Below are 20,991 nucleotides of genomic sequence, written 5' to 3'. Positions count from 1 at the left end.
ATGGGGCATTATTGGACAATTACGTTTATTTTGAAGATTTTTGTACTAACAAATGAAACTATATCCAGAACATAAACTAGTTAAGGTATGCTTACGCCAAATTGAGGATAAGCTAGGCTGGGGAAATGCTGCTCAATGGCATAACGAAGTGTTTATAGAATTAAGCGAAACCATAGAGAAAGAGACCCATGTACTTTTAAGCCCTACTACACTAAAACGTGTTTGGGGAAGAGTCAATTATGAAAATGCACCGAGCATAAGTACGTTGAATGCACTATCACAATTTGCAGGATATCTCAATTGGCGTGATTTTAAAAACAAGGTGGATAGCAAAAATCCTTCATGGATAGAGCGTAAAATTACACCTAATGCTAGAATCATTGTGGTATCGGCATCAGTGTTGACCCTTGTGTTTATTTCATTGTTCTCTATGATTGGAATTGGAAATAAAAATGCAACTATTGATTCATCTCAAATTAAATTCTCAAGTTATCCTATTGCTGAGGGCATTCCGAATTCTGTAGTTTTTGATTTTGATTTAAATGGTGTAAAATCAGACAGTATCTACATTCAACAGTTTTGGGACAGGACAAAAACCATTAAAATTAAACCAGGGCAGAAACAGGCAACGGGCATATATTATTATCCCGGATATTTTAGAGCAAAACTCCTTATTGATGGAAAAAAAATAAAGCAGCACGACTTATTCATTAAAAGTAATGGTTGGCTGGGCACAGTTGATTATCAGCCTATTCCAAAATACATAAAGGAAGTGCGCCAAACTTCAAATAAATTATCGCTCCCTTCAGACATCATTGATGAAATAGTGAGGAGCGAAGAGCCTCTTGTCTCATCATTCCATTATGTCAAAAATTTTGAAAAAGTATCTGGAGACAATTTTGTATTAAATACCACCATAAAAAATGTATACCGAGACAAATGGGCCGTTTGTCAACATGCTTCCATTGTAATTATGGGAACAAAAAGCTCATTAATTATCCCTTTTTCCATCCCAGGTTGTGCTTCTGAACTGGGAATAATGTTGAGTGAAACGTATCTTAACGGGAAAGAGCATGACCTCTCAGAGCTTGGCTTAGCGTTAACTACATTTAAAAATATTAAAATTAAAGTGAGGGAAAAACACCTAACTCTTTTTGCAGAAAATGAGGAAATCTTTTCAAAGGCCTACCATGAGTCTATAGGAGATATAGCAGGTATTCGCTATCATTTTTTGGGAGCTGGAGAAGTAAAAAGCATTCAACTCACAGATATTTCAAAAGAAATAATTCTTATAGATGAAAATTTTGGTTCCGTAAAATAATACAAATATGAACCTACAAACCTTTACTATTACTGAAAAGTCTTAAGTTTAGATGGAGTAATATAATTGCTATTATATCTTCTTCACACGAACGGCATTCATACCCTTCATACCTCTTTCCAGTTCAAAAGATACTTTATCGTTCTCGGCTATTTCATCAATTAAACCACTGACATGACAGAAGTATTTTTCCTGATTTTCAGTATCAATAATAAACCCGAATCCTTTGGAAGTATCAAAAAATGAGACTTTTCCATTTCTTACAGGGTCAAATTCTTCTTCATCACCCTCTTCTTTTTTAGGAATACCAAGTGTAATGCTTTCGGCTTCAACAGCCAATTTTTGTGAAGGATCTGGTGGAGTGTCAGTCAAATTACCGTTATGATCTACATACGCAAACTGAATACCGGTCTTGCCGCTTTCTTTAATTTCGGCCTTTCTAGCATTTTTCTTCTTTTGCTTTTCCTCTTTTTTCTTTAAGCGTTTTTTCTCTCTTTCTGATTTGTTATACGTCTGTTGCGATTTAGCCATAAATTATACTCCTGGAATTGATTTTTAAGATGATTTTTATATAATTGGCTAAAGATAATAAATGACAGCGTTGAAAACCTTGATTTTTTAATATTTTGCGATATTATTTCTTTTTATCACGATAATATACACTATCCCTACAAATGCTAAGCCTGCACAGCAATACATGATAAATGGAATTCTTGATGTGGCTTCTTGATAATACCATCCTGAGCATAGCGCACCTAAACCTATACCTGCTTCCAAAGCAATATACATAGTGGCTATTGCCTTCCCTTTTTGTTCAGGTAGACTTAAATCTATGGTCCAGGCATTTATTGCAGGAGATATTATACCCATTGCAAGGCCATATATTGAGGCGCCTATTAATAATCCAGATTGCGTATTTAAGCGCCCTATCAAAACCAAAGCAATCAAAAGTAAAACAAGGCCAACAACAATTACTTTTATCCTGCCATAACTATCCGAAAGTCTTCCAGCTATAAATCGCACAAAAAGTGATGATATCGTAAAGACGATAAAAAATACTCCTTTGTTCACAAAACCAACTGCTTCGGTCCAATCTGGGATAAGGGTAAGGACCACTCCAAAACCAACATAGGATAAAAAAGTAATTATGGCCGGTGGCAGTGCTTCCAAAGCTATAATATCATTCTTGGATATTTTTAATAACCCTAATCGAAAAGGTTGTTTCTTAGGTAATGTTTCTTTTAAATTCATTATCAGCAACAACGCTAAAAAAGCCATTGCGGAAGAACTGTAAAATAGTACCGAATAGGAAAAGTAAAGTTTGATAAAACTACCCAGAGCTGGACCCAATGCCAAACCAGTACTAAATGCTATTCCTTGAATACCCATGGCCTCTCCCAACCTTTCCCTTGGCACAACATCTGAAACAAAAGTAGAAGCTGCAGTTGGTGTAAACCCTGTGGAAAAACCATGAAATAATCTCAAGAGCAAAAAACCATATACTGTAGTTAAAATGGGGTAAAAACATCCACAGACCAGACACACCATAGCTCCAAAAACCATAACAGGCTTTCGCCCAATTGTATCTGTAAGTTTTCCACTAAAAGGTCTGGAGATACCCGCAGTCAGTGTAAAGAGTGCTATAATAAGACCAATATACTTAGCACCTCCTAAACTGCTTAAATAAGATGGAAGTTCAGGAATCAGCATATTATAACTTGCCGAAAAGAAAAGGGAACCCAAACAAATAAGAATGAATTTTGAAGTATACATTCCTTGTTTTGAGAGTACTATTTTGTTTCTTCTTATTGTCATGGCAATTCGTATTCCGTAACTTTAAGGGCAAAGAAATTACTTCTTCACAGCACTAAAAAGGACATTTGTCCCATTGAAAAAAATGATTAGAATAAACCTTGAATTAGCCAGATATATAAAAAAATTATATGATGCGAACGAGCATGATATAAGTGAGGAGAAATTTAGTCCAAAGCATAAAATAATTGAACAGGATAGAAGGTACAGCAAAGTATATTTTATTACTGAAGGAATTACAAAATGTTACATTTCTGATGAAAATGGAAAGGAATTTATCCAAGAATTTTTGGGCGAAGGAATGGAGTTTGGAGAATTAGAGGTGTTCAGTAAAAAACATACCATATGTTCCGTTGAGACAATAACACAACTAAAGACTCTTTCCATTTCCCATACTCGTTTTAATGCTTTATTGGAAATGGACAATCACTTTAATAGATTGATTATGAAAGCTCTGGCAGATAAGATTAGGTACAAAGCCCCAAGACATTCATACCAGCACTCCTACCCTATTGAAGACAATGTAATCAGGTTAAAAAAGATATTCCCAGAGTTTACCGAAGTGATATCTAAAAAAGATATTGCAAATTATATAGGAGTCACCACCAGAAGTCTGAACAGGGCATTAAAAGAGCTAAAAGAAAAAACCGATCAACTTTAAGCAAGTCCTTCAAACCACTTCTTAAAATCGGCTACCTTCTCTCTGCTAATAATTACTTCTTTATCCAATTTAGAATTCAGTATAAGCTTTAACCTTCTATTGGCATAAACGGTAACATCCGTAATGGCATTGATATTAACGATATAGGTTCTATTAACACGGAAAAAAAGTTTTGGGTCCAACAACTCTTCCAATGCTTCAAGTTTATATTCAATTATGTACTTTTTTCCTTTCTCAGTAATCAGGTAAGCATCCCTCCCTTCTGCAAAAAAGGCATTGATTGAATTGCTCTGTACGGAATTAATGTGATTGCCCATTCTAACCAAAAACCTATCCTTATAGCTTTTTTCTTGTAGTTTTTGAATTACCGGTGCCAGCTCCAAAGGGTTGGAGAACTGTTCTTTCAATGATTTTAGCTTTTGCAAGGCCCTTGAAAGGTCAGTGAACATAATCGGTTTTAATAAATAATCAATACTGTTCACCTTAAATGCATCTATAGCAAACTCGTCAAAGGCAGTAGTGAAAATCACCGGTTTTTGTACAGATATTTTGGAGAAAATCTCAAAGCTGAGACCATCAGTCAATTGCACATCCATAAAAAACAAATCTACTTTAGATTGATGCTCTGCAATCCATGGGATAGCAAGTTCCAATGAAGGCAGTATACTAAGCACCTCAACCTTCTCACTATATTTTAAAAGATAGCGTTCTAATTTTTCTGATGCTAAAGGTTCATCTTCAATGATTACAATCTTCATTCTAAGCTCAATTTTGGAAGGTATATGGTTTTAAAAACGTCGTCATGAATCACTTTGACAGGTTCAGAAGCATAATATTCATAATCTTTTTGAATGTATTTTAAAATACTGATGTTTAATGATTTATCAATCTTTTCTTCATGTTTATATTTAATTTCCAATTTATTCTTAGACTCTAAAACATCAATGGTCATTTTTTTAATCTCTGATGGAATTGTTGTACGCATTACCTTTTCAGCAATACGCAGCAAACTTCCAGGTACTACCAAAGTCTCATTTGCCGTTATTTGGCCCAATTGCATTTTTCTATGTGGGAGTTCTGAGAATAATTGCAGTAATTCTTTCAACGTTTTTAGTTCCTCAGATATGGGAACCAGTTCATCCTTCTTTTTGGATAATAAATACCTATAGACCATGGCGAAACGATCCGTAATCTGCTCAGCTTTATCAGGGTCTTCTTTCATAACTACCAAAATTGCTTCTAAGCTTTCAAAAAGCAATTCTGGATTTATACCTCGCTTAAAATCCGTAAAGTCCTCTTCTACTTCCTGCCTGGCCCATTCTTCTTTTTCCAACTTTTCCGTATTTACCATATACAGAAACTGATGGCTCACATACAGCAAGACATAAATCAAAGCAATAACGGAGAAAATGCTATTAAATATCATTAACTCGTTACTGTTTGGGGTGTAGTAAAGTACATTGGTAAAATACAAATGCATGGCCAAGGAAACCAAAACGATATTGATGACAATTGTACTAACAATCTGTAGTATGGTTTTAACAAAAAATGAGGACGGTCTTTTAAGTCTTTTAAAAATTATAATTGAAATACGAGCGTACTCCTGAATCAAATATGCAAGGCCAATACACACATAAAGCTCCTGACCAAAAAAATTAGCGCCAAGTTCATCAATTGTGTTATTGATCAGTAAAATAAGAAGATACACCAGAGTTCCACTGAACAAAGGGCTCAATAATCTAAACAGCGGTTTATGAACAAACAGTTTTTTCATGTAAGCAATGGGAGTTTTACGGTAAAGTATTCATCGTCAACTATTTTCACTTGTTTTTCCGCTAGCAATTCATACCGCGAAATAATATTTTTGAGACCTATTTTCAAAGATTTTGTTTCTGGTCGTTTTGCCGTTTTATTATTGGATACCTCTAAAAAACCATTGTTTGGTTTTATTTGAACTTTCAATTGATTTTCATTGTTGATGATATTGTGCTTCACGGCATTCTCCACCAACATCTGAAGCGTTAATGGCGGAATCTTGCTTTTAAGTTCGTTATCTGTCAATTGCAAGTCTAATGAGAGGTAATCTCCAAAGCGTGTTTGCACCAAAAAGCAATAAGAGTTCACAAATGCCAATTCGTCCTCTACCGTAACCAGCACTTCTTTGTAAGCTTTCAGGGTATATTGATAGGATTTTGCCAAAGACCTTATAAAAATATCTGCCTTTTTTATATCCTTTTGAAATAAAGAAGACAATGTATTTAGGCTGTTAAAAAGAAAATGAGGACTTAATTGAGATTTTAATGCTTTTAGTTGAAGTTCTGTTTGTTTCCGTTTGAACTGGACTTCCATTACCTGCCCCATGGTGTATTGTCGGTATGAATAAAAGACTAAATAGATGATGTTGTAGATAAGGACGGTACAAAAAAGAAGTATACCTATCTTCAATAGCACCTTGCTTCCTTCTCCAGAGAAAAAGGTGTACTCATGGTATAGTATTTCATATCCTTTTAATCCAAGAAAAATAATGCACAATCCTAAAATCAAATGCATTACAATTCCAAGTAAAAGTCTTAATCCAGTCTGTTGTTTCCAGCGAATGGTTTTGTTCAAAAAAAGATTACAGAAATGGAAAACATAACTAATGGCAACACCTAGAATACCATTGAGAACAAATTCCCAAAAACTTGGTTTTCCGCTAAAATTGTGGAAACTGTAGAATAGGGCTCCAACAATAAAGCCTAAGATGATAAGGAACAGATTTCTTGCCATGGTGGGTCGGTCTGAGAAAAAAGTAAAAATTCTGTCCATAACACCAAAATACTCATTATTATGCTAAAGCAGTTGGAGTATTTTGGTGGTCAGAATTCTAATTGGTTATTGAACTGCGTTTATGGCTTTTCTGTAATGCGAGTCAGATGAAATACTTTTACAAACGGATCTATAGGTTTCTTTTACCGTAGCTTCTTTTTGCGAAACCATTCTGGAAAATGCAAGTAGTGATTCAGCTTTATGATAGTCTGAACCAATATCTTTAATGGTCCATAAAATTTTGGTAAGCTGTGTATCCGAATATGTTTTTCTTGCCATTTGTTTAAAAATACCCGCTTTATGACTATCGGAACTCATGTGCTCCAAAACATCCAATAAAACTTCTATACTTTCATCTGAAAGCTCCTTCCGTACGACCGACTTTAGCACATTGGCTTTATGACTGTCAGAATCCATGTGCCCCACTTGTTTCAATACATGTGAAAGTGAAGATGGGTCAAGGTCTTTTTGAAGTAATTTAGAAAGTACATTCCCTTTATGGTGGTCCGAACTCATGTCATCCAAAGAACTTAACAAAGTATGGAAACTACTATCTGATAGACCATCAGAGTTTAATGCACTTCGCAAAACCTCCGATTTATGATGATCCGAATCTATCCCGTTCGCAGTACTTATAAGCAGTTTCATATTTGCAGTATTAAGAGATGAATTTCTTAGTACTGTTAGCAGAACGCTAGATTTATGATAGTCGGAATCTATATCTTTTGCAATTGTAAAAAGGGAATTCATCTGATTTCCCTTTAGTGAACCATCTTTAATAGATCTTTTAAGAACCTCCGCTTTGTGGTGGTCAGAATCTATCTCTGCGGTAGCTTCAATATATGCCGAAGTACTAGCTTCTGTTGCCAAAAACTTTGAGGTATTGTTTTTTAGAATGTCTGCCCTATGGTGATCAGAATCAATATCATCGCCAATTACATTTAGAATGGATATTAAGTCAGCATTTTTAAGGTCTTTTTTCAACAATAGCTTTATATACCTTGCTTTTACATAATTGCTACCAATAAAGTCAACTTCTTTAAGCACACCATATGTTCCCCCTTGTTTGTAAATCCGATTAACACGCTGCTCAGACCCTAAAGTGGTTGTGCGAACTACTTCTAAAAGTATTTCCGCCATCCATTTTCTTCCTTCAGAATCAAAATTTCTTTCAGAACCTCCTACATAATACTTTTTGGTAAGCTGCCCTGAACTGTTAGATTCTATAAAGACCCTCCTGCGATTCCCAAAAGCAGATTTCTTTATTTCCATATAGCCCTCATCAGAAATGGCAATAACATCAGTGTCATCATTGGAAAGTGTGATATCTCCTTTAAACTCGACCTGAAAATTATTCCCAAAACCATTCTTTACGGAAATAGAGGTTTTTCCATTATCACTAACGTTTATTGAGGTACTCTTGCGCTGAGCGTTTACAGAACTTCCATTTAGCAGGAAAAAGAAAAGAATAACCTTTAAGACTAGGGCAGCAAAGATTTTTGATAGTTGATTCATGATTGTTCGTTTTTTGATTGATGATTGATTGTACTGATTATTTTTTGATTGATGAAGCAAAGATGTGCTTCAATCCTTTCTTGTAAAAATGAAATGTAGCCAATTGGACGGTTTATGTACTGAATTGTACAAAGAGGAGAGAAAGGTGCTATAAACTATCTTTTAAACCTTTCAAAAATGGCCAAAGTCTTTTTAGCATTAATGAAGTAGACCCCCGTAAGCAATACAACAGCTGCGATTATGGATTGCAATGTTATTTCTTCATTTAGGAAATACCAGCCCAGAATGAGTGCAACGATAGGATTTACATAGGTAGAAGTTGCCACTTTCTCTGGAGAAACTGATTTTAACAAGTAGTTGAAAGAGGTAAATGCCAGGATGCTTCCAAAAATGACCAGCAATATCATTACAACTTGCACCTTGCCGCTCCAAACTAATGGCGAGGTCCAATCTTCGCTAAACCCAATGCTCATAAAGGCCAGAATAATACCCCCAGTAAACATTTGATAACCTGTATTAACAAAATAATTTGTTGGCAGGTCCGCTTTTGCAACAAACAAACTCCCATAACCCCAACTCAACATACAGAAAAATATCATGACCATGCCCAAGATTGAGCCTTCCTTGGTTATAACCTGTTTTTGACTTACCAAAAGATATATACCAATGATTCCAAAAATAACACCAACGACTGACATTGGTTGTATTTTCTTTCCTTGCAAAATTCGCATCAGCAACAAAATAATAAGCGGCTGTGCAGATATTTCTAAAGCAGCAAAACCAGTATCAACATAACGGAGAGCCCATACCACTACCCCATTGCCAAAACTTAAAAAGAGGAACCCCGCAATTATTGTATTCCACAACTGCTTTCTAGTAATTGAAATCTGAATTCCCATCATCTTCGCAATAATGAAAATTAAAATACCTGCGGTGGTAAAACGAAATGAAGCCAACATAAAAGGCGGCAGCTCCAATACGGCAATCTTATTGAGCAAATAAGTAGACCCCCATATTACGTATATCGCAAAAAAGGCAAGAATGACAAGAGTAGAATTAGAGGACTTTCCCATTCTGAAAAATGTGGCTGTTTGCCCTGCAATAATACGGATGTTTACAGGAGTAAAAAATATATTCTAAATGAAGTTATGCAAAGAAATGAGCAGCCATTAAAACTGCATCCAGCACATGAGATTTTAGGAATACTGATTAGTATCCAAGATATAAGCGGCCATCTCTTGCTCTAGTTGTTTAAATCGCTCTAAATGAAGTTGGATATCTTTTTGCAAGCTCTTTGCCATTCCTCTTTTCTGCTTTAGAAGCTCCATAATTTGCTTTTGTTGACCAGTAAAAACCTTAAAGCTATGCCTAAGATCATATAGTTTTTCAAAACAGGAGGAATTATTGGGCTCGCAAGTATAAGAGCTAAGCTTTTTGGAAAGTCTTTGAATAATGTTATTATTTCGCTCCATACGAATCAATAGTTCTTGGATTTGACCAGTGCTATTTTCGGTTACATCATTCATAATATTTTGTTTAAGTATTGATTGCCTTAAAACCTTCCATTAAGTTACTAATTATCTTACATTGTTGTACAAAATTAACTCTATTTTTAAATATTTAACATTCAGTTAAACCTGTATTGCTAATTCTAAAAAATTGATGCTTAAATATTTGCAAATTTTCAAAACTGATATAACCTGAAAGGAGCATTCACTTCAATTGGGTATGTTGAACATATCAAAATGTTAAACAAAAGTTACTAATTCTGTAAGTAGTCCCTTTCTTTAATGACCAAATCTTTACTTTAGATTAAAAATTGCTATGAGAATCTTTTCACTTTGTTTGTTTTTAGTCATTGGCTTGTCCTTTACTATAGTGAATGGGCAAAAAACCAGTATCAAGAGTGCCCAAATATCATTTGAATTTGTTTCCAAAAATGTGAAAGGGACTATTTCGGGTTTTGAATCAGAATCGTCAATAGATCTTGGTAATTTAGAAAGCTCAATTTTTAAGGGTTCTGTTTCCTCTGAAACCTTAGATACTAATAGCGGATTAAGAAATTGGTCTTTAAAAAGTGGGAAGTATTTTGATGCCGATGATTATCCAAAGATTTCCTTTGAAAGTAATGTAGCTAGACTGGAAGGCGAAAAGCTAGTGGTAAAGGGTAATCTTACCATTAAAGAAACTTCAAAACAAGTCACTATCACCTTTACCAGAAAAGAAAATCAACTCATTGGAACCACTTCTTTATATTCTATTGATTATGGAATTAAAATCAAGAAAAAAAGAGAAGACAATCTAGTGAAGGTCAAAATGGTTTTTGATATCAATAACTAGCTCACCATATCCTTTTAGGAACGCTAAGTAACCCGTGCTATTTTTTGAACAGCATATTGTAAATCTTACCTACACCCCAATTACCTAAAGGAAAGTACAAAGCAAAAAACAGTGCCATACCTAGGCTAAAATTACGTATGTTGAATAGTTGATCCAAAATGTTATTTGGATATGCATACGAAGTTTGTAGAGCATATCCTCCAAACTCCAACAATCCCATGGCAATTAATCCATAGGCATATTGCATATGAAAAGGCAAACCCCTTAATACCAAAGAAATTGGAACCATATATAAAATATAACAGGTAATCACCTGCCACCAAAAGGTAAACTTGGCAATTTCCATTTGTGCTCCAAACCAATTCATTCCAAAGCCCCAAAGAAAATAAACGAGACAATAGGTAATCAATAATCGCTTATCAACAGTCACTTTTTCCAAAACGTAATTCCAGAATTCTTTCATTTAGCAGCTATTTTATGATCTATTATTTGAAGTGCATCCTTAACTGTTTGCATACCGTCCATATCTTCATTTTCCAACATAATGTCAAAAGCATCTTCAACATCCAGCACAATATCTACTAAATTGGCCGAGTTGATGTTTAATTCTTGGGTGAAATTACTTTCCATTTGTATGGCTTCCGCAGAAACATCATCTGGTAAATAGGTTTGTACGATTTCCTTTAGTTTCTGATATCTTTCTTCTTGCATTTTTTATTTTAAGAATTTGTTTCTAGCTATAGGCTTTAAAAATAACACAGGCATTTACATCTCCAAAGCCAAAGCTGGCTTTTGCAATAATTTTTGGCGCAAAGTCCATTGTTGTACGAGGAATTTTTGAAGTATCTATCAATTTATCTATTTCTGGATGCACATCCTCACAATTGATGTTTCCAAAAATCTGGTTTTCCTTAAATTGAAGCAAGGCACCAACGCACTCAATACTCCCAGCGGCCGCCAAACAATGTCCAAAATGTCCTTTAAAGGAATTAACAAAAGGAAAATCGATTCCAGAGCGGCCAAGCGCTTGACTCCAATTAGTAATCTCATCAGGATCTTTTGACGTGGCAGTAAGGTGTCCGTTGATTGTCTCAATATCACTTGGCTCTATTCCTGAGTCTTTAATAGCATTTGTTATGCAGCGCTGAACAGCTTTGCTGTTTGGAGCAGTCATACTCCCTCCGCCTCTTTGTCCTCCACTATTTACATTACCCCCTATAATTTCCCCATAAATATTCGCGCCACGCTCTAAAGCGCTCTCTAATGATTCTAAAACTAGAGCTCCCGCCCCACTGCCAGGTACAAATCCAACTGCAGATGCACTCATTGGCCTACTGGCCGCTTCTGGATTGTTATTATAGTTTCTCGGAAGTATACGCATGGCATCAAAACCTCCCCACACGTAGGGACCGCTATCACTACAACTACCCACCAACATCCTTACTGCTTTTTTGTTTTTAATACGCTCGTAGCCCATTAATAAAGCTTCCGTGCCGGTAGTACAGGCTGATGAATTAGTAGTGACCTGATTTCCACAACCTAACATACCACCGAGGTAAGCACTTATCCCACTAGCCATGGTCTGAATTACCGAGGTGCTGCCTAATCGTCTTACATTACCCTCATCAACTTGGTATATAGCTTCTCTGAACTTATCCACTCCAAGAATTCCTGTACCAAATATGATTCCACTATCCCAATCAGGGTTTTCTGAACTTACGGATGATAAACCGGCATCTTCCCATGCATCTTTTCCCGCAATTACGCCATAAAACACGCCACTGGCATTCAAACCTTTTAACTGAACATTAGTAAAGTATTCATTCAAGTTAGAATTATTAATTAATGGTTTTCCAGCTATTTGACATGAGAAATTTAATTTTTCTAGTTCAGAGTAGAATTGTATCCCACTGTTTCCATTCTTTAGTGATGCAACAAACTCAGAAAGTCCAATTCCATTTGGTGCACAAACCCCCATACCGGTTACCACCACTCTATTTTCCATTACTCACCTGTTTGAACATTCCAGCTAGAATTCCTTTGCACACCAATTCTCCTTCAGAATTAAGCAATTTCACCTTGCATTTGAGTTTACCAAATCTGAAATACATTTTTTCTGAGACCACTTTCACCTTTTCATTAGGAAAAACTGGTAAATAAAACTCCATTTCAGAGCTACTCAGGGCAATTTGCGGTTTTTTATCTTGTTTTTCAGTAATCTCTTTTTGCAAAAGGTAAATCCCAAGGCACACCAAGCCAATTTGAGCACAGCACTCCGTTAAAATAACCCCTGGGGTAACAGGGAAATCTTTAAAATGACCTTTGTAAAAACTAGAATCCTCTTCAAATACATAAGTTCCTTCAGCTGATTGCTCATCCACGTGAATCAACTCATCCACAAAAAGAAAGGGTTGTGCATATGGAAGGTTATCGATTATTTCATCAGGTGTCATCATCTATTGCAAACTTTCACCTCCATCAACTTTTATAACCGTTCCCGTAATCCATTTCGCCTCTTCCATTGTGAGTAAATAAGCAGCATTGGCAACATCTTCGGGTGTCGTAAGTCTATTATTGGGATTTCGCTTTATCGCTTCTTCTTTTAAAACCTCACTATTTGGTATCATCTGAAAGGACTTAGTATCCGTCATACCCGCCTGTATGCAATTTGCCTTTATGCCAATCGGCGCAAATTCAAGAGCAATGTTTCGTGTGATTGCTTCCAGAGCCGCTTTTGCAGCGGATACAGCAGCGTAACTTTCCCATGCTTTGGAATTGCCTTCACTAGTAAAAGATATCAGCCTAGCGTCTCCAGAAAACAACTTTGAACTCACTAAATCCTTTACCCAGTCATAAAGACTTATAGCCATAGCATCAATAGTTAAATGAAAATCTTGATTATTTAGAGCATTATTTTCACTAGCCATGGGTTTTAAGTTGCCCTTTGCAATACTGTGAATAAGCACATGTATTTTTTCAACTCCAATGAGCTTCTTGATTTCCTGGATTAATTCATCACGTTTTATAGGATTTATAGCATCTACATTGAAACTAAATAATGCATTTTTGGTTAAAGTAATATCTTGAAAATTTACTTTAATCCTCTCAATATCATATTTTCTATCTCTGTGAATTATTATTATTTTAAATCCATGCTGAGCAAGTTTTTTTGCAGTGGCAAAACCAAGTCCACTACTGCCTCCTAATATTAAAGCCCATTTAGATGAATCTTTCATTGTCAAAACAAATTACCATTCCAATAAAATCCGTTGCGCTGAAAATCCAGGACCAAAACTCAATACCATTCCCTGTTGCCCTTTGGCCGTCTCCTTAAGCAGAAAACGCTCCAGCACATACAGCACCGTAACACTGCTCATGTTCCCATACTCTTGCAATACTTCTTTTGTGTCATTTATGTCTTTACCCAATTTACCAAACAATTCCTGAACCGTCTGCACTATCTTCTTTCCTCCCGGATGAAAAATTAAATAATCGACCTTTTCAATGTTTGAATTAAATCGTTCTAAAAATGGATGGACAATCTGCGGAAAGTGTTTTGCAATCACCTCCGGAACTGCTGGGTCCAATATCATTTTTAATCCTGTATTGGTTAAATCAAAACCCATTAAATGAGTAGCATCCTTAAAATGGTACATTTCTTCCCCAATGACCTTTGGGCCTTCAGCTTCTTTTTCTGAAGACAACAAAACACATGCTGCTCCATCACCAAATATTGCAGCACTTACCATATTGGCCATGGAGAAATCATTAAGCTGAAAAGTAGCGGTAGGGCTTTCGACTGCTATAACAGCTGCTCGTTTCCCTGGATTTGACCTAAGGAAATTCGTTGCATAGATCAAGCCAGAAACTCCCGCAGCACAACCCATTTCTGTTACCGGAAGCCTAATGATGTCTTGTCTCAGCCCCAGAGAATTAACTAAATAGGCATCCAATGATGGAATCATAATCCCAGTACAACTGACCGTAATGATATAGTCCAAGGATTTTGCATCCCATTCCGCTTGATTTAAAGCTTTTTGAAGTACTTGCTCTCCTAAAATCTTGATTTCTCTAGAGTATATGTTATTTTTCTCCTCAAAAGAAGTTGCGGTAAAGACCTCTTCAATATCCATTATGCCATAGCGCTGGTCCACCCCCGCCCCTTCAAATATCTTTACCACTTTTCTTCTAAAACGTTCGTCTTGGTCTGAAAGCCATAAATCTATGAAAGGAATAATATCCGAAGTTTTCCTGCTATACTTTGGCAATTGTTTTGATACTCCAACTACATGTACTGGACCCATTAATTCTTATGTCGGTTAAATTTCATTACCCATACATACCTAAAAGCCCATTTCCATTGAATTGTATGTGTAACACTTGGTATTTTTTTTGATAGTTCTATCAACTCATCCTTCCTAAAACCTTTGCTTATGGAAACAAGGCCATCATATTTTGCAACCTTCGTCTTAATAAAGAAAAACCCAAATACTTGAAAAAGAGCATAAGCGATTCTGCTTCTTTGAAGGTCATTGATAACCACCCCAACTTTGGCCAAGCTAACAAACTTGTTTAGAAAAGCGTCTATACGGTTCTCATCAAAATGATGCATGGTAAGCGTGTTGATCAAAATGTCGCAAGAAAGACTGGAATCAGCTTTTAGTATGTCTTCTTTCTTGAAATTTATGTTAGGGTAATCGTGAGATTTCTCCTTGGCAATTTGCAATACGTCATCTCTTAGGTCTATCCCTACCATATTGTGCGACACCCCATTTTTACTCAGATGTTTGGATAGTTTTCTTAGCATGGTGCCATCTCCACAACCCATATCCAAAATCGTATACGATTTTTTGCCGCTCTCTTTCACCAATTCCCATACCGCGTCTACGGTTATTGACTCTCCCCCCAGTAATTTGTTGCATTTGTTAATGTCCGCATAGGCAGCATCCAAAAGCTCAAACTCCATGTTTGGATCATCCATGAGTTCCAGTTCCTCGCTACGCACAGAAAAATCCATCAATTTAGAATTGGATTGCCATGTGTGTTACGAATCAGTTCTCGAAGTACTATTTTGGAGTTGGCCACAGTGTGCATTCCCAAATTAAACCACTTGGTATGCAACATAAGGTCTTGTAAGCGACGACCCATCCAGAGTCTTTTGCCAAAATTCTTTTCCCAAAGCATTTGATACTCTTTTTCCATATCTTTTCTTGTGAAGTTAGGTTTTTCCAAAAACATAACCACTTGTTCTGCGGCTAATTTTGCGCTATGGATTGCCATCGCCATTCCATTACCACAAAGAGGGTGTATTAAACCTGCCGTATCCCCGCACATTAATATGTGATTCTCCACCATCTTTTTCTTTTCAAACGAAATCTGAGCAATGCTCAATGGTTTTTCAAATTTTGCCTCTGTATTGGCTAAAAAATCTTTTAAAATTGGGTTTTGGGACACCACAGTTTGGTTAAACGAAGCTATATCCCCTTCTTTTTTAAAGCTTTCATACTTAACCAAGCAGCAAAAGTTTAAATCTCCGGTCTCTGTTTGGGACAACCCTCCATATCCTCCAGGAAAATTGTGAAGTGCCACTACATTTGAGGGATGCCCATTGTTTCTGTAATGTGATTTTATTCCGAGCCATGGGGACTTCTGCTGAATAAAACTTCTATTCAACTTAACATCTAAGTTTGAGCGCTTACCAAATGCTCCCAAAACTACTTTACTGGATATTTTTTCTTTAGAAGATAAGGTTATGAAAAATTCATCACCTACAAATTGAATATCAACTACTGTATCAAAAAGGAAATCCACTCCTTTTTTTTTCGCCAACAAGTAAAGCTTATGGTCAAAAGTGTATCTACTTATTCCAAAGCCACCCAAAGGAAGACCAACTTCTATTAGCTTACCTGATTGTGTGCTAATTTGAAGGGTATCAATTTCTGGCAATCCTAGGTTACCCAATTCCAAACCAAGCTGTTCTAAATAAGGTTTGACCTCATTAGATACATATTCTCCGCATACTTTGTGGTTGGGATATTGGTTTTTTTCAATAACCAAGACCTGTTTTCCTTTTTGCGCCAAATCCAGCGCAGCTGTCAACCCGGCCAATCCACCACCAATGATAACAACTTTGGGATTATTCACCCTATGAAGATAATTCTTTAAAACAAAAATCCCGACCTATTATGGCCGGGATTAAAAACATAAAATGTTTTGTATTCTTAGTTTGTTTTTTGGTAAGCCTCTTGCTTTAGTTCATCACTAGCAACAATGGCTAGCTCAACACGCCTGTTTTTAGCTTTTCCTTCTGATGTCTCATTGCTTTCGCGTGGTTGGGTCTCTCCGTACCACTTTGTACTAAATCTACCACTGGAAATACCCTTGCCTACCAAATAGCTAGTCACGGATTCTGCTCTTTGCTGAGACAACTTCCAATTGTATTCTTCGCTACCCGCACTATCTGTATGCCCTTCAACCAAAACATTTGAGTTTGGGTACTCTTTAAAGATTCCAGCCAATTTATCTAAAGTAGTGGCTGAAGTTCCTTTAACATCAGATCTATTGGTATCAAAATAGACTCCTGCATCTTCATTGAAAATAACATTGATTCCCTCTCCTACACGAGTTACCTCCGCACCTGGAATTTCTTCTTCAATTCGCTCGGCTTGTCTATCCATTCTATTGCCGATATACCCTCCGGCAGCACCACCAACTACTGCGCCAATGATGGCGCCTAAAGCGGTATTACCGTTTTTTCCGACGTTATTTCCAATTATACCACCTATAACTGCACCACCAGCGGCACCAATTGTAGCTCCTTTTTGTGTGTTATTGGCGTTTTTAACTGCATTACAACTCACCATTAAACTCAAAGCCAGAACAATGGTTGTGCTTTTTAATACTATATTTTTCATTTTGTTATTTTTTTGAGAATTCATAAACTATAGTGACCAACTCTCCATCTACGGAAACATTGGATTTAAGTGTCATGGATTGTTCCGATATGTTGGCAATGTTTAAACGATAGCCCACCCCTCCTGAAACATCTTTTCGTTTTTCATCAATAAATTTGAATTGAAGTTGACTACTGTAATTTGCGGTTGGCTCAACAACGGACCATCTAAAGAAACGATCTCCTCCTTGACAAAGGCTGCCTCCAGTGATTGTATACCGACCTGTACTGTTGTTGTCCCTAAAAAACCAGTCGCTTCCTTCAAAACAAATATCATCTGCATCATTGAAAATCACCGATTTAAAGTTCCCTGTGTTATTTTCATAGGAAATGTTGTCCAAGCTCCAAGAACCGCTGAAAAGATTACGCTGGCTCCTTGCACTTTTAGAAACAGAACATGATGTCAACAAAAATGTGGCCATCATCATAAAAAAGAATGCATTTTTTACCATAAGAATTGGAATTTAAATTTTAGTATATACGAGTGAGACACCATATTTATCTTTCTAGGTTGTTAAAAAAATGTTAAACCAAGTAATTTCAATATTCAAAAAGCTCTACCAGTGTTTTTTCAAACCTTCCTTTGGGCAAGTAATTTTGTTCCAAACCTTTAGAAAACGGAACTGGCGTCTCCAAGCTTCCAACCCTTTTAACGGGTGCATCTAAAAATTCAAAACAATTTTCCATTACCATAGCAGAAATATCGCTTGCAACACCGCCGAACACGGTGTCTTCTTGCAATACAATCAGTTTTCCTGTTTTTTTCACCGAAGTGTAAACAGTTCCAATATCGAGAGGTTGAAGTGTACGCAAATCTATAACATCTGCATTGATTTCTGGATATTTTTCCAAAATTTCCAATGCCCAATGTACTCCTGCCCCGTACGTAACTACAGATAGCGAATCGCCTGTCTTGACCAAATTTGCCTTCCCAAATGGAATTGTGTAATAATCCGAAGGAACATCCCCGTAGACACTTCTATACAAGCCCTTGTGCTCAAAAAACAGCACTGGATTTGGGTCGTTTATAGCTGTATTGAGCAAGCCTTTTGCATCATATGGAAAAGCAGGATATACTACTTTAAGACCTGGTGTTTTTGTAAACCAAGCCTCATTGGTCTGTGAATGAAAAGGTCCAGCCCCAACCCCGCCGCCACAAGGCATACGAATAACAACATCTGCGTTTTCGCCCCAACGATAATGTACTTTGGCCAAATAATTTACAATTGGGTTAAATCCTGAAGTAGCAAAGTCAGCAAACTGCATCTCCATCACGGCCTTCATTCCGTTTATGGATAAACCCATAGCTGCAGAAACAACAGCTGATTCGCAAATAGGTGTATTCCTAACCCTGCTTTTGCCAAATTTTGATGTAAATCCTTCTGTTATCTTAAAAACACCTCCATAATCTGCAATATCCTGGCCCATGATAATCAACTCATTATAGCGTTCCATGGATTGTTCCAAGCCTTGAGAAATTGCATCAACCAAACGGATATTTTTTACATCTCCTTTAGGTTCAACATGCTCATAATTAAATTCTTGATATACTTCTTTTAATTCTTTAGTTTCAATAACATCAATGGTAGGTTCATCAAAGGCCAATTTCAAATTTGAGTTGATTTCTTCTGTAATTTCATCTTTAAGTCGTCCTATTTCTTCTTCAGTTATAGTTCCTTCTTGTAGTAGAAATGCCTCATAATTCGCTATTGGGTCTTTTTTTTCCCATTTTTTCATCAGCTTTTCCGGAACATATTTTGTACCGCTCGCTTCTTCATGACCACGCATTCTAAAGGTTTTAAACTCCAACAAAACGGGTCTAGGCCTTTTTCTAATGGCCTTGCAAAGCTCATCCACTTTTGAATAGACCTCTATGATGTTGTTCCCATCAATAATCCTGGATTCCATTCCATATCCTTTAGCCTTATCAGCAAGGTGTTCGCAGTTATATTGTTCATTGGTAGGTGTTGAAAGGCCATACCCGTTGTTTTCAATACAAAATATAACTGGAAGGTTCCAAACTGAAGCTATGTTTAATGCTTCATGAAAATCACCTTCACTAGTTGCACCTTCACCAGTAAAAACGGCTGTCACCCTTTTCTTTCTGCGTAGCATATCGGCCAATGCAATTCCATCGGCAACACCCAATTGAGGCCCCAAGTGGGATATCATGCCCACAATCTTATATTCCTGGGTTCCAAAATGAAAACTCCGATCTCGGCCTTGGGTAAAACCACTTTTCTTTCCCTGCCATTGACCAAAGAGCCTGTGCAATGGAATGTTCCTAGATGTAAACACTCCTAAATTACGGTGCATTGGCAAAATATACTCTTCGCTATTCAAAGCTTGCGTAACACCCACTGATATTGCCTCCTGCCCAATTCCACTAAACCATTTGGAAATTTTGCCTTGCCTCAACAAAATCAGCATCTTTTCTTCTATCATTCTGGGCTTTAGCATTCCCTTGTACAAATCCAGTAGTTTTTGTTGGTCCAAACTACCAATATGATATCTCATAAAGTAAAAAATTCAATGGGTTAAAAGTAATGAAAAAGCCATCTATGACCTTCTAATTTTTAGAAAGGTTTCTTAATATTCATTACTTTTGATAGTAAAATAAAATTTGACGTTATGAGTGCAATTCCAAGCGTAGACCTTAGAGATTTTGTTTCTGGTGATGCTGCCAGAAAAGAAAAATTCACAGCAGAAATAGGTGCTGCTTTTGAGGATATAGGCTTTGTTGCCTTAAGCGGTCATTTTTTGTCAGAGGACTTGGTGGAACAACTTTATGGGGAGATTAAGCAGTTTTTTCAATTGCCCCAATCCACAAAGGATAGCTATGAAATTGAAGGTATAGGCGGACAACGTGGGTATACCTCCTTTGGAAAAGAGCATGCCAAAGGAAAAAAAGAGGGCGACCTTAAAGAATTTTGGCATTTTGGGCAATATGTTGAGAACAATCCAAAGCTTGAAGCTGAATATCCGGACAATGTAAACGTCAAAGAGCTTTCGGAATTCAACAAAGTTGGCAAAGAAACCTATCAGATGCTGGAAAAGACAGCTAAATATGTTCTTAGGGCGTTAGCACTTCATCTTGACCTAGATGAAATGTATTTTGATGAATGGATCAAAAACGGAAACTCCATTCTTAGACCTATCCACTACCCTCCAATTACTTCAGAACCTAAAAATGCCGTTAGGGCTGCGGCTCATGGAGATATCAATCTCATAACATTGCTTATGGGTGCGCATGGCAAGGGACTTCAGGTAAAGAACCATCAAGGAGAATGGGTAGATGCCATAGCAAGGACCGATCAACTTATGATTAATGTTGGCGATATGCTTTCGAGACTAACCAATAACAAATTAAAATCCACCATTCATCAAGTTGTAAACCCGCCTAAAGAACTTTGGGGCACATCTAGATACTCTATACCATTTTTTATGCATCCGATAAGCGAGATGCCCTTAAATTGCCTTGAGGATTGTATTGATGATCAAAATCCAAAAGGTTTTGAAGACATTACTGCCGGAGATTATCTTCATGAACGCCTGATAGAGCTAGGCCTGGTGAAAAAATGA

General features: G+C 36.7%; 23 protein-coding genes. 4 read left to right on the top strand and 19 right to left on the bottom strand.

All coding sequences use genetic code 11. The features are described from left to right. The first annotated feature begins 52 nt into the window (after positions 1-52). The gene (locus tag SJY44_RS11570) at positions 53-1,321 is read left to right on the top strand and encodes a hypothetical protein (protein WP_396589833.1); all 1,269 of its coding nucleotides are present in this window, start codon (positions 53-55) and stop codon (positions 1,319-1,321) included. 72 nt (positions 1,322-1,393) lie between these two features. Here SJY44_RS11570 and SJY44_RS11565 read toward each other — a convergent pair whose 3' ends face one another. Together SJY44_RS11565 and SJY44_RS11560 are read right to left on the bottom strand one after the other, a co-directional pair. Next, positions 1,394-1,852 carry a cold shock domain-containing protein gene (locus SJY44_RS11565; protein ID WP_298926329.1) on the bottom strand — a complete coding sequence of 153 codons (459 nt, stop codon included), beginning with the start codon at positions 1,850-1,852 and terminating at the stop codon, positions 1,394-1,396. 87 nt (positions 1,853-1,939) lie between these two features. After that, entirely contained in the window at positions 1,940-3,136 is a 1,197-nt protein-coding gene (locus tag SJY44_RS11560; RefSeq protein ID WP_396589832.1) for an MFS transporter, read from the bottom strand. Between the two features lie 82 nt (positions 3,137-3,218). Between SJY44_RS11560 and SJY44_RS11555 the strand changes: the two genes are divergently transcribed. Beyond that, positions 3,219-3,794 (top strand): Crp/Fnr family transcriptional regulator, encoded by a 576-nt coding sequence (locus SJY44_RS11555; RefSeq protein WP_396589831.1) that lies wholly within the window; start codon positions 3,219-3,221, stop codon positions 3,792-3,794. Here SJY44_RS11555 and SJY44_RS11550 read toward each other — a convergent pair. The 6 genes from SJY44_RS11550 to SJY44_RS11525 form a co-directional block, all read right to left on the bottom strand. Next, positions 3,791-4,552, bottom strand: coding sequence for a LytR/AlgR family response regulator transcription factor (locus tag SJY44_RS11550; protein WP_396589830.1), 762 nt, complete (start codon positions 4,550-4,552; stop codon positions 3,791-3,793). The two genes, SJY44_RS11555 and SJY44_RS11550, sit on opposite strands and share 4 nt — an antisense overlap. After that, positions 4,549-5,568 carry a histidine kinase gene (locus SJY44_RS11545; protein WP_396589829.1) on the bottom strand — a complete coding sequence of 340 codons (1,020 nt, stop codon included), beginning with the start codon at positions 5,566-5,568 and terminating at the stop codon, positions 4,549-4,551. Before SJY44_RS11545 ends, SJY44_RS11550 begins: the two co-directional genes overlap by 4 nt. Then, positions 5,565-6,563 carry a sensor histidine kinase gene (locus tag SJY44_RS11540; protein ID WP_396589828.1) on the bottom strand — a complete coding sequence of 333 codons (999 nt, stop codon included), beginning with the start codon at positions 6,561-6,563 and terminating at the stop codon, positions 5,565-5,567. The genes SJY44_RS11545 and SJY44_RS11540 overlap by 4 nt, the downstream gene beginning before the upstream one ends. Before the next feature lie 105 nt (positions 6,564-6,668). Continuing rightward, a complete protein-coding gene (locus SJY44_RS11535; RefSeq protein WP_298926312.1) occupies positions 6,669-8,117 on the bottom strand; it encodes a hypothetical protein in 1,449 nt (482 codons plus the stop codon). 155 nt (positions 8,118-8,272) lie between these two features. Then, positions 8,273-9,190 carry an EamA family transporter gene (locus tag SJY44_RS11530; protein WP_298926309.1) on the bottom strand — a complete coding sequence of 306 codons (918 nt, stop codon included), beginning with the start codon at positions 9,188-9,190 and terminating at the stop codon, positions 8,273-8,275. Positions 9,191-9,313: 123 nt separating this feature from the next. Then, positions 9,314-9,643, bottom strand: a complete 330-nt coding sequence (locus SJY44_RS11525; protein ID WP_298926306.1) for a hypothetical protein — start codon at positions 9,641-9,643, stop codon at positions 9,314-9,316. Positions 9,644-9,941: 298 nt separating this feature from the next. Here SJY44_RS11525 and SJY44_RS11520 point away from each other — a divergent pair, with 298 nt between their 5' ends. Continuing rightward, positions 9,942-10,457, top strand: coding sequence for a YceI family protein (locus SJY44_RS11520; protein WP_396589827.1), 516 nt, complete (start codon positions 9,942-9,944; stop codon positions 10,455-10,457). A gap of 37 nt (positions 10,458-10,494) precedes the next feature. On the opposite strand, the gene SJY44_RS11515 is transcribed toward SJY44_RS11520, so the two are convergent. The 11 genes from SJY44_RS11515 to SJY44_RS11465 form a co-directional block, all read right to left on the bottom strand. After that, complete coding sequence (locus SJY44_RS11515) at positions 10,495-10,920, bottom strand: hypothetical protein (protein ID WP_298926298.1); 426 nt, start codon at positions 10,918-10,920, stop codon at positions 10,495-10,497. After that, positions 10,917-11,168: a phosphopantetheine-binding protein gene (locus SJY44_RS11510; protein WP_396589826.1), complete on the bottom strand. Its 252-nt coding sequence runs from the start codon at positions 11,166-11,168 to the stop codon at positions 10,917-10,919. Before SJY44_RS11510 ends, SJY44_RS11515 begins: the two co-directional genes overlap by 4 nt. 22 nt (positions 11,169-11,190) lie before the next feature. Further along, positions 11,191-12,462, bottom strand: a complete 1,272-nt coding sequence (locus SJY44_RS11505; protein ID WP_396589825.1) for a beta-ketoacyl-[acyl-carrier-protein] synthase family protein — start codon at positions 12,460-12,462, stop codon at positions 11,191-11,193. Continuing rightward, positions 12,452-12,910 (bottom strand): 3-hydroxyacyl-ACP dehydratase FabZ family protein, encoded by a 459-nt coding sequence (locus SJY44_RS11500; RefSeq protein WP_396592091.1) that lies wholly within the window; start codon positions 12,908-12,910, stop codon positions 12,452-12,454. The genes SJY44_RS11505 and SJY44_RS11500 overlap by 11 nt, the downstream gene beginning before the upstream one ends. A 3-nt stretch (positions 12,911-12,913) precedes the next feature. Beyond that, on the bottom strand, positions 12,914-13,693 hold the full coding sequence (locus SJY44_RS11495; protein WP_396589824.1) for an SDR family oxidoreductase: 780 nt from the start codon (positions 13,691-13,693) through the stop codon (positions 12,914-12,916). A gap of 12 nt (positions 13,694-13,705) precedes the next feature. Then, positions 13,706-14,761, bottom strand: coding sequence for a type III polyketide synthase (locus SJY44_RS11490; protein WP_298926286.1), 1,056 nt, complete (start codon positions 14,759-14,761; stop codon positions 13,706-13,708). Continuing rightward, a complete protein-coding gene (locus tag SJY44_RS11485; RefSeq protein ID WP_299167408.1) occupies positions 14,761-15,474 on the bottom strand; it encodes a methyltransferase domain-containing protein in 714 nt (237 codons plus the stop codon). Before SJY44_RS11485 ends, SJY44_RS11490 begins: the two co-directional genes overlap by 1 nt. Beyond that, a complete protein-coding gene (locus SJY44_RS11480; protein WP_396589823.1) occupies positions 15,474-16,601 on the bottom strand; it encodes an NAD(P)/FAD-dependent oxidoreductase in 1,128 nt (375 codons plus the stop codon). Before SJY44_RS11480 ends, SJY44_RS11485 begins: the two co-directional genes overlap by 1 nt. A gap of 77 nt (positions 16,602-16,678) precedes the next feature. Continuing rightward, positions 16,679-17,371 (bottom strand): OmpA family protein, encoded by a 693-nt coding sequence (locus SJY44_RS11475; RefSeq protein WP_396589822.1) that lies wholly within the window; start codon positions 17,369-17,371, stop codon positions 16,679-16,681. 4 nt (positions 17,372-17,375) lie between these two features. Continuing rightward, complete coding sequence (locus tag SJY44_RS11470) at positions 17,376-17,861, bottom strand: lipocalin family protein (RefSeq protein ID WP_396589821.1); 486 nt, start codon at positions 17,859-17,861, stop codon at positions 17,376-17,378. Positions 17,862-17,949: 88 nt separating this feature from the next. Beyond that, positions 17,950-19,926 carry a thiamine pyrophosphate-dependent enzyme gene (locus tag SJY44_RS11465; RefSeq protein ID WP_396589820.1) on the bottom strand — a complete coding sequence of 659 codons (1,977 nt, stop codon included), beginning with the start codon at positions 19,924-19,926 and terminating at the stop codon, positions 17,950-17,952. A 114-nt stretch (positions 19,927-20,040) separates the two neighbouring features. On the opposite strand from SJY44_RS11465, the gene SJY44_RS11460 reads away from it, so the two are divergent. Continuing rightward, positions 20,041-20,991, top strand: a complete 951-nt coding sequence (locus SJY44_RS11460; protein WP_396589819.1) for an isopenicillin N synthase family dioxygenase — start codon at positions 20,041-20,043, stop codon at positions 20,989-20,991.

Origin of the sequence: Allomuricauda sp. R78024 (genome assembly GCF_044596045.1) — a bacterium.
Taxonomy (GTDB): Bacteria; Bacteroidota; Bacteroidia; order Flavobacteriales; family Flavobacteriaceae; genus Flagellimonas.
Note: the sequence above shows the minus strand (reverse complement) of the source record. Positions and strands in the feature narration are given on the sequence as shown.

Excerpts from the sequence above, each read along its gene's own strand:
- SJY44_RS11495 (WP_396589824.1), bottom strand. The coding sequence starts at position 13,693 with ATGAAAGATTCATCTAAATGGGCTTTAATATTAGGAGGCAGTAGTGGA.
- SJY44_RS11485 (WP_299167408.1), bottom strand. The coding sequence starts at position 15,474 with ATGGATTTTTCTGTGCGTAGCGAGGAACTGGAACTCATGGATGATCCA.
- SJY44_RS11465 (WP_396589820.1), bottom strand. The coding sequence starts at position 19,926 with ATGAGATATCATATTGGTAGTTTGGACCAACAAAAACTACTGGATTTG.
- SJY44_RS11505 (WP_396589825.1), bottom strand. The coding sequence starts at position 12,462 with ATGGAAAATAGAGTGGTGGTAACCGGTATGGGGGTTTGTGCACCAAAT.
- SJY44_RS11550 (WP_396589830.1), bottom strand. The coding sequence starts at position 4,552 with ATGAAGATTGTAATCATTGAAGATGAACCTTTAGCATCAGAAAAATTA.
- SJY44_RS11520 (WP_396589827.1), top strand. The coding sequence starts at position 9,942 with ATGAGAATCTTTTCACTTTGTTTGTTTTTAGTCATTGGCTTGTCCTTT.
- SJY44_RS11560 (WP_396589832.1), bottom strand. The coding sequence starts at position 3,136 with ATGACAATAAGAAGAAACAAAATAGTACTCTCAAAACAAGGAATGTAT.
- SJY44_RS11545 (WP_396589829.1), bottom strand. The coding sequence starts at position 5,568 with ATGAAAAAACTGTTTGTTCATAAACCGCTGTTTAGATTATTGAGCCCT.
- SJY44_RS11500 (WP_396592091.1), bottom strand. The coding sequence starts at position 12,910 with ATGACACCTGATGAAATAATCGATAACCTTCCATATGCACAACCCTTT.
- SJY44_RS11565 (WP_298926329.1), bottom strand. The coding sequence starts at position 1,852 with ATGGCTAAATCGCAACAGACGTATAACAAATCAGAAAGAGAGAAAAAA.
- SJY44_RS11515 (WP_298926298.1), bottom strand. The coding sequence starts at position 10,920 with ATGAAAGAATTCTGGAATTACGTTTTGGAAAAAGTGACTGTTGATAAG.
- SJY44_RS11475 (WP_396589822.1), bottom strand. The coding sequence starts at position 17,371 with ATGAAAAATATAGTATTAAAAAGCACAACCATTGTTCTGGCTTTGAGT.
- SJY44_RS11540 (WP_396589828.1), bottom strand. The coding sequence starts at position 6,563 with ATGGCAAGAAATCTGTTCCTTATCATCTTAGGCTTTATTGTTGGAGCC.
- SJY44_RS11530 (WP_298926309.1), bottom strand. The coding sequence starts at position 9,190 with ATGGGAAAGTCCTCTAATTCTACTCTTGTCATTCTTGCCTTTTTTGCG.
- SJY44_RS11535 (WP_298926312.1), bottom strand. The coding sequence starts at position 8,117 with ATGAATCAACTATCAAAAATCTTTGCTGCCCTAGTCTTAAAGGTTATT.
- SJY44_RS11555 (WP_396589831.1), top strand. The coding sequence starts at position 3,219 with ATGATTAGAATAAACCTTGAATTAGCCAGATATATAAAAAAATTATAT.
- SJY44_RS11510 (WP_396589826.1), bottom strand. The coding sequence starts at position 11,168 with ATGCAAGAAGAAAGATATCAGAAACTAAAGGAAATCGTACAAACCTAT.
- SJY44_RS11470 (WP_396589821.1), bottom strand. The coding sequence starts at position 17,861 with ATGGTAAAAAATGCATTCTTTTTTATGATGATGGCCACATTTTTGTTG.
- SJY44_RS11525 (WP_298926306.1), bottom strand. The coding sequence starts at position 9,643 with ATGAATGATGTAACCGAAAATAGCACTGGTCAAATCCAAGAACTATTG.
- SJY44_RS11570 (WP_396589833.1), top strand. The coding sequence starts at position 53 with ATGAAACTATATCCAGAACATAAACTAGTTAAGGTATGCTTACGCCAA.
- SJY44_RS11460 (WP_396589819.1), top strand. The coding sequence starts at position 20,041 with ATGAGTGCAATTCCAAGCGTAGACCTTAGAGATTTTGTTTCTGGTGAT.
- SJY44_RS11490 (WP_298926286.1), bottom strand. The coding sequence starts at position 14,761 with ATGGGTCCAGTACATGTAGTTGGAGTATCAAAACAATTGCCAAAGTAT.